The organism is Nostoc sp. C96 (assembly GCF_059384975.1).
In genome coordinates this window covers 2,484,269-2,498,647 of sequence record NZ_CM182020.1, presented here as the reverse complement: position 1 = coordinate 2,498,647, position 14,379 = coordinate 2,484,269, and the positions used below count along the sequence as shown (strand labels likewise).

The window sequence follows — 14,379 nt, the reverse complement described above, 5'->3', positions numbered from 1 at the left end:
TTTGTATTTTATCTTGTTTTCATCCCCACAAGGGGATAATAAAAAATCTCTAGCAAACGGTTTAGGCGATCGCTAGATATGAATAATAATATTGTTATGCTACGCTACAAAAACGCAGGTGTTTCGGTAGTCAATCAACTTAAAGCTTTATTCTTGGGTAAATTTCTCACTCCTTGCACATCAAAAATAATCAAATATTTGATATTTTTGCTTGAATGTTGCAACACTTGTAAGTAAGCAACTGCATCGTCACGGCGACGAAATCGCGCAACAATATTAGAAATATCGCCAGCATTATCTGACAGTTGTTGATTAGATAAAACCCGAATAATGCACCAGGGATGCAGTTGCTCTTGATAGGTCATAATAACCACCTTACAAATGCTGTAAAATACCCAGAAATTCAGCTTTAAAATTGACTATTATCAACCTAGCTAATGAGTATTTGTTAAGACAGAGCAAGATGCTATTGACAAATTACTTAAGCTATGAATCATGAATGATTAAAACGTAACCAATGCAAAACTTGTTCAGGAATCTCCTCAAAATGTTCGAGAAAAAAATCCATCCAAGCCAGACGAAGTAAATCATTCTGCGTAGGATAGCGTTGATTAGAACCATTTCTAAACCAACCTCGAACGGTTGAATCAGAACGGGAGCATATTAAAGCAATTAGTTCATAACTGACAGCCCATTTCGCATAAAATTCTGTTGGTGTCATGCCGAAATTCCAATTGCTATAGAGAAAAATCAGATGTTGTTCCCGTGTGGTAATTCGACGAAGATTAGACATGATGGACAAGTTAAAAGTAAAAAGTTAACAGGCAAAAGCTAAGAAGTAGTAGGTTGGGTGAAGCGAAGTGGAACCCAACAATATTTGTATTGTTTTTTATCAACCAACCTACATTTATTACTTCATCAATGCGAATCTAAATGCGTGATAATAATGCTCTGTTCCTCCATATAACACCAGTAAAAACGTTTCGCCATTGATGCAGAAGAACTCCAAATCTCACCATCTTTACAGCGATGTCGATGGGTTCTTAAACTGCGATATGCAGGCCCGTTATTAGCGAAACATTCAAAAGCTTTATCGTATTGCTTGCGGTCTTTAACAGATAATGAATCAAGTTGTTTTTGGGCTTTTGCAGCGAAAATCAAACGGAATTTGACAGCTTGAATGTGCATTCAAAAGTTTCCAAATGTGCAAACTTGACCGAAAGCGTAGAGACTGTTGCACAGGTGGAGCGCGTGATTTTTTCTCAGCGTTCATTTTGTGATGATTTGTGTGGTTAAAGCTTTGTTAGGTGTTGCAGTTAAACGATAAATGCTGCGTCGTCTACTATAAACTCAGGTTGCGTTCCCAATACTGCAACTTTGCAACGATTGTGTGCAGACATAGGGTAAAATCTCACTTGGTCTTCGCGTTTATTGACAAGTCGGAAGAGGTATTTGGATAAAGTTTCATATTGATTTTCATCCAACACGCACTCAAAAACCGACTTTTGCACCCGCAAACCATAAGACTCTAATAGTTTTGCTACCTTGTTGCGACGGCGATCGCTCACAATGTCGTAACATACTAGATAAAACATAACTACTTCACCAAGGTTAACCGTGTTTTTTGGACTTCAGTAACGCTTGTGAGGCTGGAATGCGCGGGATGATGTTTAAAAGCGAGGGGACGATAATATTCTACGTTCCCTAGAAGACAGGCGAGATATTCACGCACCTGCAAGTCCAAACATTGGCGGAAAGTCACTTCCCCTATATATGGATGTAAGACAAAAGTGCGTAGTTTTGCTTCCCAATGTTGGAGAAACTTTTGTAGAAGTTTGTGTGAATGGTTTTTACCGTTACCGTTACCATTAGTATTAGCTATATTTCGGACAAAATTTAGCACCAAGTCATCAACAATCAGTGCGCGAAATTCTGCGGTGAAGTCCCATGCTAAAGGCAATTCGTGATGCTCATCGCGGTGTAAAATTGCATAATTGGGGTCGAGTCCTGCTGTCTTCAGCAGTGTGTAAATATATTGATGTAGCAGTTGGTTGCCTAAATCTATGAGTCCACTAATACGCTTACTATTGATATAGGAAGAGCTATTGTAGAAGCTGAGTAAAGCAGTCAAGGCACAGTAATAAATATTATCAGCTTCTTCACTGTATTCGTGTAGTTCTTCGATTCCTGGTGCTACTGATAAATTATCCATCAAGAGCATTAAATAGTTTAAGGCTCGTTGGGTTGTGTAATTAGCATGATGACGAGTCCAACTTTGCAAAAAGGTATGTTGATTGTGCAGTTTTGCCCAAATAATACTTTCTGCTGTAGCATGATTAAACTCAGTATCGCGTGCGCGTCTACGCTGGTAGCTGAGATATTTGGCTTGTGTTTGTGATGGGTTTTCTAGTCTGCCTAAATATTCACCTGTTGTGGTTAGATATAAAACGGGAATCTGATGTGAGCGAACAATTTGAATGACTTCTTTTGGTAAATTGATATTACCAAAGATGATAAACTGACTGAGATTGCGAATAGGAATACAAATGCGTTGAGTTTGTTGATGAAACACCTTTAAATAATGGTGTTGAATTTGAAATGATATGTCTTGTTCTTTGAGGTAAATGGTAGACATAAATTGAAGCCAACTAGGTTTAGTTGTAGGTGAGAAAGTTTTCTTTCTTTACCTATATTTCAATTTTTTCATGTCGATATATGGGTTCATATTTGCGTCAGGAGTATTTTTATATGACTTGGTATATGAGTTATATGAGTTGCTAAAAAGGCATAAAAAAAAGCCGGAGGTACTACCCCGACTTGTAAAAGCGATCGCAATTTGATTACTATTAATAATGCGATCGCACATTCTCTAGTTACTCTCATGCGATCGCAGCGTCCTTTTAGGTTTTCCATCCCCGTGAGGGGTAAGTGATTTAAAACAATTGGTATCCTAGAATTTTTCATCGGCGGTGGGAAATGTTTCCATCCCCGTGAGGGGTAAGTGATTTAAAACTTCTTGGTTAAAGATCAGTACGCCAACAATGGCATACTGTTTCCATCCCCGTGAGGGGTAAGTGATTTAAAACCGTTTGGAATTTGAACTGCGTACTGCAAAATTGGCAACAGTTTCCATCCCCGTGAGGGGTAAGTGATTTAAAACCATTCCCATTAAAAATGTTTTCTTCTTCTATGAAGAAGAAGTTTCCATCCCCGTGAGGGGTAAGTGATTTAAAACTTTCTGTACGCATCCAGTTTGGATGCAGGGAAATATGAGGGTTTCCATCCCCGTGAGGGGTAAGTGATTTAAAACAGATGAGGAAATAGAGATAGTTTACGGAGACGCCTATGGTTTCCATCCCCGTGAGGGGTAAGTGATTTAAAACAGGGTGGATGTTAAACACTGCGCTAGAGGTGCCTTTCGTTTCCATCCCCGTGAGGGGTAAGTGATTTAAAACACCAAGTCTATAAAATCCAACAAAACGTTACCCTCCAGTTTCCATCCCCGTGAGGGGTAAGTGATTTAAAACAAAAACTATCTGTATGAACTTACGATTGATGTAAATAATGTTTCCATCCCCGTGAGGGGTAAGTGATTTAAAACAAACAAGCAAAAAAGAGAAGAGAGGAAAGAAGAAAGAAGTTTCCATCCCCGTGAGGGGTAAGTGATTTAAAACCCTCTTGTAGGCGGCAAAAACGCCTCACTTGGAGAAATGTTTCCATCCCCGTGAGGGGTAAGTGATTTAAAACAAAAATGGCAATTGTTTCTATGGGGAATCCTAGGGTTTCCATCCCCGTGAGGGGTAAGTGATTTAAAACAACCAACACAGCAGAATGCTCCCGGCGTTCGGTTTGGGTTTCCATCCCCGTGAGGGGTAAGTGATTTAAAACCAACACTATCACATTTTTGCGAAAACCGCTGACCAGTTTCCATCCCCGTGAGGGGTAAGTGATTTAAAACAGAATTGAAGCAAGATCTGGGTGTATATCGCATCTTGTTTCCATCCCCGTGAGGGGTAAGTGATTTAAAACCCTACTCTTACAGAGGGCTTACCAGATAAGGCTTACAGAACCATAAAACTGAGGGGGGTCTATTTTTATTGTCAACAGGCGACAATTATTGACAATAAAGCATTCTCAAAGCCACTCAAACCCTTATATAGTAAGCCACCTGAGGGGGTCTACGAAAGAATCAGCTTTTAAGCTTTTGCATGACCCCCTCAGTTTACATTTCTTAACAAAATGGCTTTAGGAAACTAACCATTAGGTTACAAGTGAAGAATGTTACTTGATTAAATTTTCATGGTGCTGGTGTTGGTATAAACCATACCATACTAATCAACATGATGCCATTTTTTAACTAAGGTTTCCAAATCATTGGTCGATAGATTTTTACCTCTCCCATCAGACAAGCTACATACTCCCGCACTTGTAACTCTAAACACCTGCGAAAACTAACTTTATATCCTGTATTTGGGTGCGTTAACTCAGATTGCAGCTTTTCTTCCCAGTGCTTAAGAAACTTTTTCAACGCATGGGGTTGAAGATATACGCCTCCTTTTTCATCAGGAAGGGTAAAATCTTCTTCTGTGAAAATATTAGAATTAATCAAATAAGCAACTAAAGAATCAACTAGTTGAGCGCGAAATTCCTCCATTAAATCGCTAACCAAAGCTGGGTGATTATCGCGGGGTACATGAAGATTACCAAAGTGACTGTGCAATCCTACAGTTTGAATAAACGAGAAAATATTATGGCTGAGTAACGTATATCCTAAACTTAAAAGGCTATTTACCGGATCAGTTGGTGGCCGTTTGGTACGCTTCTCAAATTTAAAAGCACCAGAAAATAAACTTCCCAATGCTTGAAAATAAACTGTCGCGGCTTTTCCTTCATACCCTCGCAAAGCATCCATACTTTCTGCAAAAGGTAATTTATCCATCAAAACATCTAAATTTTGTATTGCTTCTTTAACAAGATTGTCGTCAAATTCTGGAGATTTTCGGCGTTTTAATCGCATCAATAAAATTCGAGAGTTATGAATTTTAGCTGTCACAATTACTTCTGCTAGAGTTCGTGTAAACTCAGGATTTTGGCAACGTTCAACCTGTAACATCAAATATTCAACCTTAGCATCATCTGAAACTTGTAACCTCCCAAAATATCTACCCTTTTGCGATAAATACATAATCGGAATTCGTCGTCGCAAAGCCATACTCACCGCCCCATGCGACACATTACAACAACCAAACAGCACAATATTACTCACCCGCATTACCGGGATTTTAATTCGCAATTGACCTTGATAAAATACCTGAAACTGCTGATTTTTGATACTTAAATACGCACCTTGGTCAGTTATATATAAAGTAGTCATATTATCCTGCCAGTAATGAGATAAAGATGCTCTAGGAAAATTAATTGGCTTGTCAATACTGCAAGCTTTAGGAGGACGAGAAACAGGTTTTGTTGGTCTTGGTTTAGTGCGAAAATAAGGCGTACCCGAATCATTAACTACCCATTCGCCTTTGAGTACAGGTTTAGGCGGTGGTGGTGCATAAACTTCACCGCCAGCAAAGCGATAACCTAAAAAAGTAAACTCATCATTAGGTGTGAAAATCTGTGTTTTTTCTGGTTGGAGAGTTAAATAAACTTCCCCCAACCAAGCCGTAGTTTTGTCAAGGATACGGTTAGCTTCTTGCCAACTATTACAGGCAATCACAAAATCATCACCATACCGCACCAAGTTAATCTCTTGACTCAGACATTTTTTATCAAAATTAGTCAAATATAAATTAGCTAAAGCACCAGAAAGTATGCCACCTTGTAAAACTCCCTTGCCAAAATTACAATATTGTCCAGCAATGATCATTCCTGATTGCAACTGTTGTTCTAGTAACTGTAAGATAATTGGTTCTAGTGATAACTCCTCCAAAAAAGTTAATAACAACGCCCAAGCAATATTGTCAAAAAAATCAGCAATATCAGCTTTAACTATCCATTTTGGTTGATGCTGATAGTACCTGTATAAATGTTGTACTGCTTGCAGAATATTGTGTCCCGGACGATAAGCATAGCTGCAATTGAGAAATGTATCTTCTAACGAGAAATACAACTCATCCAGTAACAAACGCTGAATAATTCTATCTCGCACAGTAGAGATACCAACTAACCGCTTATCGCCATTTTTTTTAGGTACATAAAACCCTTTGGCGGGACTTGCAGTATAAGTTTCATTGTTGAGTTGATAGACGATATTCTGTAATTGTTCAGTAGCCATCGACTCGAATAATTCAACAGAAATTCCATCAATACCCGCAGTTTTACTCCCCGCACGAACTTGTAGCCATGCAAAATGCAGATGTTCTTGAGTGAACATGATGAATAAGTTAAAAGTTAAAAGTTAAAAGTAAAAAGGTAAAAAAAGATGTTTTGAAGCTGGAGTTAGATCCCCGACTTCTTGAAGAAGTCGGGGATCTAGCTAGGTGCTTACAAGGTGTAAAACTTCTTTTAGTACCTTGAATTTAATTGTTGCAGTGCTATATATGAGTTCGTGTATGGGTTGTTGACTCTTGTATATGAGTTCGTATATAACTTATGGCAATTCAAAAAATTATGATTACATTTGTTTAAAAGACGTTGCAATGCAACGTCTCTACATCTAAATTACTGCATCAAAATTTGACGGCTTAAGATACTCATCACCTCATCTGAATTACCCGTTGGTTGCAGTGGACTCCAATCTCCCACACTTGCGTAGCCGATGACTTGCAAGTAGTGAATTGTACTAGTGACGGCTTTAGGAGAACCAATGAGTAAATGTTTAATCGGTTCTCGGTGGGGAAATGGTTGTTGGGTAATTTGCTTGGGAGTGGGGAGGTGAAAGTTTTGTCTTAAGAACTGGACTAATTGGGATTGGGCGAATTCAAGTAATTGTGCCATCATTATCTGTATGCTCCTTTTGTGAGGGGTATAAAAGCGATCGCTCTCTTTCTTGCCGGAATCAGACGATCGCTTTTACCTTTTGTGGGGTTTAGATAAAGGCGGTTGCTTTGTTCTTTAAGGAAGGAAGCGATCGCCTTTATCATGACTTTTATATTAAGGTATAAAATTATACCTGTCAACCATTAATTCCAAAATTTTTATGACTAATTTCCCAATTTTTACAAACACAAATTATCTTGAAATAGCAGTCAAATTTTACCTTTTACCTTTTACTTTTTTACTTTTTACTTGTTATGTCTCGAACTTTGGTAGCATCACCTGAAGGCATTAAACTAGCAAGAAAAGCCCTAAAAACTAGAAATTTAACTCAAACAGATTTTGCTATAGAAGTAGAATTAGCTTATTCAACTGTTAGTAATTTCTTCAACACTAAACCGATATATCGCACAAACTTTCAAGAAATATGTGTGTTTCTGGGTTTAAACTGGAAAGAAATCGCCGTGTTTAGTAATGAAGAAACAGAAGAACTATCACCCCTCGATAAATTATGGCAACAACTTCAATCATTAGGTTCCCCAACTGAACAAATGGGGTTAGTTTTAGTTAAAGAAGAAACACTTGGTTGGGGGAAGAAAATTCCCAGTCGGTATGAAAAATCAGTGCAAGTCGGTAGTTACATTCAAGTTGAAATAGATTTGTCAACTCCCGGTTATTTATTACTATTACAAAAAGATACATCTGGGCAAATGTGGTGTTTTTGTCCCTCATGTTTTGCTCAACAACCACACCTACATACTGGTAAAACAAGTTTGCCTCAAGAGGGTTCACCTATGACAGCTTTCCCAGTCGAAGGAAACCCAGGTAAGGAGGAAATTATTGCCATCATTACTCACCAAGTACCTGCATTAGACTGGTTAAGCCAAGATAATGATGAGGTTTTAGAACTAGAAGCCAGCCATTTGACAGAGTTACTAGAATATATGACCAAACACGGAGAATATCAACTTTGGCATACAGATTATGTGATTACTGCTTGATAAAAAAGTTAACGCCGTGTGCAATTTTCTCTTAAACCTAACCCCCAACCCCTTCCCTACGAGGGAAGGGGAGCAAGACTCAAAGTTGCTCGTAAGGAAGCTCTAGTAGCTGCCTAATAGCCTCTTCCTTCCCTACGAGGGAAGGGGAGCAAGACTCAAAGCCTCTCTCCGCGTCGGGGAGAGGTTTGGAGAGGGGTTTCAAACATAAGTTGCACATCGCGTAAAGTTAATGTTTTCAGCTTTCAAAATTTAAGGTATTTTGTTATACTGCCCTTTAAAAGCACAGAACCTTGAAAACTTAATCTAAAGTTTCCAACTGGAACTTAAAGTATTGATTTTGACTTTCTTTACATAAGTTTACCTGAGGGGGTCAGGCGATCGCTGAAACACTGATTATTTCGTTGACCCCCTCAGGTAGCTTACTGTGTAAGCTTTTGAGGACAGTCTGATAGTCTACTGTTCTCAATAATCTATACTTATTGACAGGTAAATTAGACCCCCCTCAGAAATGCCTATCTCTAACCCTCTCTGGCTAAGGCTTCTAAAAGGGTAGGGTTTTCAATTAATTACCCCTCACGGGGATGGAAACAAATTGGCACAGCGTGCATTTGCCCAGAACAAAAGAGGTTTTCAATTAATTACCCCTCACGGGGATGGAAACCGATTAGCGGTCTGGAACGCCGCCTAATTCGCCGCCCTGTTTTCAATTAATTACCCCTCACGGGGATGGAAACGAATGTTGAATTGACCAAATAAGTTCTTGGATCATCAGTTTTCAATTAATTACCCCTCACGGGGATGGAAACAATGAGAAAATAGAGAAAAGCGAGAGTACTTAATCGCCGAGTTTTCAATTAATTACCCCTCACGGGGATGGAAACTAAAAGTATCTTTTTGGGAAAGATTATCTTTTAGAATTTGTTTTCAATTAATTACCCCTCACGGGGATGGAAACACTTTTCAAAATCCTTCATCTGCCGAGAAACCTCGTTTTCAATTAATTACCCCTCACGGGGATGGAAACTTGTTGTTGGATCAACGTCGATTGAGTTACCGCTCTGTTTTCAATTAATTACCCCTCACGGGGATGGAAACTTTCAAGTCGTCAATCGACTTTTGGAATGCTTTTAGGTTTTCAATTAATTACCCCTCACGGGGATGGAAACTACTGTGTTTTAATTTGTGGTAAATTACCCATCCCAAGTTGTTTTCAATTAATTACCCCTCACGGGGATGGAAACTCCCTTATTTCCATTGGGACTAGTATTCCACCAGAGTAATTTTGACAGGTAGTGTTCTAAGTGAGAACATAGTCTAAAAACACTTAAGACACTATGCCAGTTAAATATACTGTTAACCTGACTCAAGAAGAACATCAACAGTTGGTTGATTTAACCAAGAAAGGAAAAAATTCAGCTCGTGTTTTAAAACGATCGCAGATTATACTGTTGGCAGATCAAGGTTATCAAGACGAGGCGATAGCTTCAATGCTAATGGTAGGAGAATCAACAGTTCACCGTACACGTCAAAGATATGTAGAAGAAGGAATCGAGTTAGCCTTAAGCGAACGGCCTCGTAAGGGGAGAGAGAAAAAATTAACTCCAGAAGCTGAAGTTTTTTTGATTGCAACAGCCTGTAGTGATCCACCATCTGGACGTGAGAGTTGGACAATGCAACTATTAGCTGACAAGCTGGTTAGCTTGGAAATAATTGACAGCATTTCGGACGAAACAGTACGTACAACACTTAAAAAAACAAGATAAAACCTTGGCTGAAACAGGAATGGTGTATTGGCGAAATAAATGCTGAATATATATATAGAATGGAAAACTTACTATACTTATATGCTGAGTATTTTACGCCGTTTAATCCGATTGTTTGTTTTGATGAAAGACCCTACCAATTATTGGCTGATATTGTAGAACCATTACCTTGTCAACCAGACCAACCACCACGCATAGATTATCAATACTCTCGTGAAGGAACTTGTAACTTATTCGTATTTTATGCTCCGCATTATGGTTGGCGACACGTAGAAGTCACTTCATCAAGAACCAAAAAAGATTTCGCCCACCAAATGAGAGATTTGGTAGATACTCACTTCCCAAGAGCAGATAAAATTCGAGTTGTTTTAGATAACTTAAATACTCATACTCCTGCTGCTTTATATGAAACTTTTCCTCCAGGTGAAGCTAGAAGGATTCTTGAGCGTTTAGAGTTTCATTACACTCCCAAGCATGGTAGTTGGCTTAATCAAGTAGAAATTGAAATCTCTGTTCTCTCACGTCAATGTCTAGACCGTCGCCTTAGAGATATTGAGACTTTACGCCAAGAAATCAAAGCTTGGGAACAAGAGCGTAATCACCGAAAAGTAAAAATTGATTGGCGTTTTGTTGCTTCAGATGCCAGAGTTAAATTTCAACGATTTTATCCTACTTTAAACCTGTCATAATTTTCTTGGTACACTACTAGATTAGATGGAACTCCAGTTTTCCATTAATTACCCCTCACGGCGATAAGAAATTTTAGATAAAATAAATAATTGATAAAAAATATCCAAACATCTGGAACTAGCAGATGAGAAAACTTTTAAAAAAATTAAATCAACTTAACTTACAAGTTGTAGAACTAGCTGGAAAAGGAAACTTAGAACAAGCGATAACTCTTGCCCAACAAGCTGTAAATATTGGCAAAAATCAACAGCTAATAGAACATCCTGCATATTGTGATAGCTTAAATAACCTCGCCGAACTATATCGGATGCAAGGATACTACTTATTAGCCCAACCCCTATACTTGCAAACCTTAACTCTCAGGAAAAATATTCTAGGTTTAGAACATCCTGATGTTGCTCAATCTTTAAATAATCTCGCAGCTTTATACCATGCACAAGGCAATTATGTAGAAGCAGAAAAACTATTTTTAGAAGCATTGGAATTGTGGCAAGATATCTTTGGTGAAGAGCATTTTCAAATTGCGACTAATTTAAATAATCTGGCAGAAATATATCGAGAACAAGGAAAATATTACCAAGCCGAACAAGTACATTTAGAAGTTTTAGCAATGCGAAAACGCTTGTTTGGTGAATCACATCCTGACATTGTCCAAACATTAAATAATTTAGCCAACATTTATACATCACAAGGCCGCTATGCAGATGCAGAACAAATGCACCTAAAAGTTTTGGCGATGAAACAAAGCTTATTTGGTGCATCACATCCAGAAATTGCTGTTAGCCTGAATAATTTAGCTGCATTATATGACTCTCAAGGGCGTTATTTAGAAGCTGAAGCAATGTTTCAGAAAATTCTCACTCAATTGAAAAAAATCCTCCCAAATGAACATCCATACATAGCAACTATCTTAAATAATCTTGCCAGCAACTATAAAGAACAAGGACGTTACCGAGAGTCTGAACAAAAATATCTCGAAGCTTTAGCAATGCGGAAACGTCTGCTAGGAAATCAACATCCTGATGTAGCAGCGAGTTTAAGTAACTTAGCTGATGTGTATGTCATCCAAGGACGCTATTTAGCAGCAGAACAAATTTATTTAGAAGCTCATGAGATGAGGAAGCAGTTGTTCACTTCTGAACACCCTGATATGGCTGAGAGTTTAAGGAATATCGCAGTAGTTTATACATATCAAGGGCGCTATTTAGAAGCAGAGCAGCAATATTTGGCAGTCTTACCTATGCTGGAAAAATTTTTAGGGAAAGAACATCCAGTTATTGCCGATAATTTAATTAATCTAGCTGCACTTTATGAAGAACAAGGACGTTATGCAGAAGCGGAACAGAAATATTTGAGAGCTTTAGAAATTCAAAGAAATATTCTAGGATTAGAACATCCGGAAATTGCTCATACTTTCAATCAGATAGCCGTAATTTATCGCATTCAAGGAAGATATGCAGAATCTGAACAACTGCATTTAGAGTGTTTAAATATGGCAAAACGTCTGTTAGGAGAACAACATCCATTTGTTGCAGTTGTTCTGAATAATTTAGCAGTATTATATGATGATCTAACTCAATATTATAAAGCAGAGTCATTATTTTTAGAAGCTCTAGCAATTGTTAAAACTGCCTTCGGTAATGAACACCCGCAAGTAGCCACTACGATGAATAACTTAGCCGTTATTTATGAATTTCAAGGGCGTTATCAAGAAGCAGAACAACTCCATCTAGAAACATTAAGACTGCGAAAGTCATTGTTAGGAGAAGAACACCCAAAAGTTTCTATCAGTATTAATAATCTAGGAGAACTCTATTTTTCACTGGGACGCTTTGCTGAAGCAGAACAGAAATATATCGAAACTTTGGCGATGCGAAAACGCTTGTTGGGGGATGAGCATCCTGATGTGGCGTTTAGTATGAATAATCTGGCTACTGTCTTAACTGCAATTAACCGCCCAAATGAAGCTTTAGATTATCGTATTCAAGCCAGCAAAATAGAAGACAAGATTATTAGTAACATATTTGCGTTTAGTTCCGAAAGCGATCGCCTCTCCTTTCTCGACAAAATCAGAAATAACTTTGATTTATTTCTCTCCTTAGTCTATAAACACCTATCAAACTCAGATAACGCCAAACTTGCAGCACTAGATTTTGTCTTCAAACGCAAAGGACTCACAGCGTCGGCTCTTGCTGCTCAAAACCAAGCACTCTATAGTGGTCGTTATTCCCAACTTCAAGAAAAATTTCGTCAGTTAAGTGATTTAAATACGCGACTCATATATTTAACTTTCTCTGTCCCTCAACCCGATGTCACCGTCACAGCAGAAAAAACCATCAACCAGTTCAAAATCTATCGAGAAAATATTACTCAACTGCAAGCACAGTACAATTACTTGCAAAAACAACTAGCATCGCAAGTACCAGAAATTGGTTTATCTGAGGAAACTTTTGACAGTCAAACTATAGCCGCAGCCTTACCGCTTGATTCTATTTTGGTCGAATTTGTCCGCTTTGATGTATTTGATTTTCAGGCTATTGCGGCAAATGGAGAAACTCAATGGTATCCGGCTCGATATCTAGCATTTATTTTAAAAGCCGGACAACCAGATACCGTCCAAATGATTGACTTAGGAGCAGCTGACACTATTGATAGTCTAATTCAGGTATTTCGCCTGCAAGCCTCTGACTATCACCAGCCAACATTAGCTTTGAGAAAAACCCCCAATAAACCAAAGCTACATATTCAATCTTACGATTCCACAGCCGCTATTCAACTGAGTCAACTGCTTTTTGCACCTATTCGTGATTGCGTAAAAAATTGCAGACATCTAATTATTGCACCCGATGGCAACTTAAACTTAGTGCCGTTTCAGATTTTGCCTGTCGATAACACTGGTAAACGACTGTTAATGGATGAATGTACCATCAGTTATCTCAGCGTTGGCAGAGAAATTCTTTGCAGCAAAGTTCAGCCACCGACACGTTCCATATCTGCACCACTCATCGTTGCCGATCCTGATTTTGATTTAACAGCAGAGTCAACCACAAATTTAGCTTCCGATAGGGAAAATACAATTCAACAAACCATCCCAGAATTAGTTAATACTCTCCCAGAAAAAAGCTTACGCCGCGCTGTGGGAACAAGATTTTTGGGTGAAAGTGTGGCAAAAAAACTTCTATATGCAAAATTATACTTAGGTGCAGAAGCATTAGAAACCCGCCTAATTAATAGTGAGTGTCCTAGTATCATGCTGATTGCTACTCACGGCTTATTTTTGAGTAACTCTGAAATAAAACCAAGCGATCGCCAGCGTACTTTTTTGAGTATAGAACGTCTGCGAACTACCAAAGTAGAAAACCCGATGATGCGTTCTGGACTAGCGTTAGCTGGTGCTAACACATGGCTATGCGGTGGAACTCTCCCCCCAAATGCAGGCAAAGGCTTTGTTTTTGCCCAAGATATCGCTGGTTTAGATTTGTGGAACAATGAACTGACGGTTCTGTCTGCTTGTGATACCGCCAGAGGCGACATTAAAATCGGCGAAGGTGTGTTTGGTTTGCGTCGTGCTTTTGCCGTAGCTGGGTCACAAACCCTGGTGATGAGCCTATGGCCAGTTCCAGATAGAGTAACAGCCTTCTTGATGGAACGTTTGTTTGATAATTTACAGTCTGGTATTGGTCGTGCCGAGGCCTTACATCAAGCTCAGAATTATGTGCGTAAAACTACTGTTAAAGAATTACGGCAATCAGCTTTGGGTATTGAGGTACTAAAAGAACTTTTAAGAGCTAAGGAAGTATCAGCAGACAGCCAGATTGATTGTCAAGAAGAAGACACACCATTGCAGCATCCTTTTTACTGGGGAGCCTGGATTTGTCAAGGAAATACACAGCCACTAACAGTTAGAGCAGTTTTTAGCTAATAAATTAACGTGAGCCTCCGTTGGA

Annotated in this window: 12 protein-coding genes and 2 CRISPR repeat arrays; of the genes, 3 read left to right on the top strand and 9 right to left on the bottom strand. The window is 38.7% G+C overall.

All coding sequences use genetic code 11. The features are described 5' to 3' along the window. Window positions 1-134: 134 nt before the first annotated feature. The 9 genes from AC504W_RS10820 to AC504W_RS10780 form a co-directional block, all read right to left on the bottom strand. Window positions 135-365, bottom strand: coding sequence for a hypothetical protein (locus AC504W_RS10820; protein WP_494877729.1), 231 nt, complete (start codon window positions 363-365; stop codon window positions 135-137). Window positions 366-493: 128 nt separating this feature from the next. Further along, entirely contained in the window at window positions 494-793 is a 300-nt protein-coding gene (locus tag AC504W_RS10815; RefSeq protein ID WP_494877728.1) for a hypothetical protein, read from the bottom strand. 125 nt (window positions 794-918) lie between these two features. Beyond that, the gene (locus tag AC504W_RS10810) at window positions 919-1,188 is read right to left on the bottom strand and encodes a hypothetical protein (protein ID WP_494877727.1); all 270 of its coding nucleotides are present in this window, start codon (window positions 1,186-1,188) and stop codon (window positions 919-921) included. A 128-nt stretch (window positions 1,189-1,316) separates the two neighbouring features. Continuing rightward, window positions 1,317-1,595, bottom strand: a complete 279-nt coding sequence (gene cas2 / locus AC504W_RS10805) for a CRISPR-associated endonuclease Cas2 (RefSeq protein WP_494877726.1) — start codon at window positions 1,593-1,595, stop codon at window positions 1,317-1,319. Window positions 1,596-1,597: 2 nt separating this feature from the next. Next, the gene (gene cas1, locus AC504W_RS10800) at window positions 1,598-2,635 is read right to left on the bottom strand and encodes a CRISPR-associated endonuclease Cas1 (RefSeq protein ID WP_494877725.1); all 1,038 of its coding nucleotides are present in this window, start codon (window positions 2,633-2,635) and stop codon (window positions 1,598-1,600) included. A gap of 86 nt (window positions 2,636-2,721) precedes the next feature. After that, window positions 2,722-2,883, bottom strand: coding sequence for a hypothetical protein (locus tag AC504W_RS10795; protein ID WP_494877724.1), 162 nt, complete (start codon window positions 2,881-2,883; stop codon window positions 2,722-2,724). Window positions 2,884-2,905: 22 nt separating this feature from the next. Then, window positions 2,906-4,029: direct repeats of the CRISPR family, unit length 35 nt; unit sequence GTTTCCATCCCCGTGAGGGGTAAGTGATTTAAAAC. A gap of 328 nt (window positions 4,030-4,357) precedes the next feature. After that, a complete protein-coding gene (gene cas1, locus AC504W_RS10790; RefSeq protein ID WP_494877723.1) occupies window positions 4,358-6,376 on the bottom strand; it encodes a CRISPR-associated endonuclease Cas1 in 2,019 nt (672 codons plus the stop codon). A 287-nt stretch (window positions 6,377-6,663) separates the two neighbouring features. Continuing rightward, window positions 6,664-6,942 carry a hypothetical protein gene (locus AC504W_RS10785; RefSeq protein ID WP_494877722.1) on the bottom strand — a complete coding sequence of 93 codons (279 nt, stop codon included), beginning with the start codon at window positions 6,940-6,942 and terminating at the stop codon, window positions 6,664-6,666. After that, window positions 6,942-7,085, bottom strand: coding sequence for a hypothetical protein (locus AC504W_RS10780; RefSeq protein ID WP_494877721.1), 144 nt, complete (start codon window positions 7,083-7,085; stop codon window positions 6,942-6,944). Before AC504W_RS10780 ends, AC504W_RS10785 begins: the two co-directional genes overlap by 1 nt. A 150-nt stretch (window positions 7,086-7,235) precedes the next feature. On the opposite strand from AC504W_RS10780, the gene AC504W_RS10775 reads away from it, so the two are divergent. From AC504W_RS10775 to AC504W_RS10765, 3 genes are all read left to right on the top strand, one after another. Next, a complete protein-coding gene (locus AC504W_RS10775; protein WP_494877720.1) occupies window positions 7,236-7,979 on the top strand; it encodes a DUF4384 domain-containing protein in 744 nt (247 codons plus the stop codon). Window positions 7,980-8,533: 554 nt separating this feature from the next. Then, a CRISPR array of direct repeats spans window positions 8,534-9,220; the repeat unit is 35 nt; unit sequence GTTTTCAATTAATTACCCCTCACGGGGATGGAAAC. Between the two features lie 93 nt (window positions 9,221-9,313). Then, window positions 9,314-10,431 (top strand): IS630 family transposase gene (locus tag AC504W_RS10770; protein WP_494873173.1). Its coding sequence is split into 2 segments (ribosomal slippage): window positions 9,314-9,734 and window positions 9,734-10,431, totalling 1,119 coding nucleotides; the frame shifts between segments, so codons are not numbered across the junction. 125 nt (window positions 10,432-10,556) lie between these two features. Next, complete coding sequence (locus AC504W_RS10765) at window positions 10,557-14,354, top strand: tetratricopeptide repeat protein (protein WP_494877719.1); 3,798 nt, start codon at window positions 10,557-10,559, stop codon at window positions 14,352-14,354. Window positions 14,355-14,379: the final 25 nt, after the last annotated feature.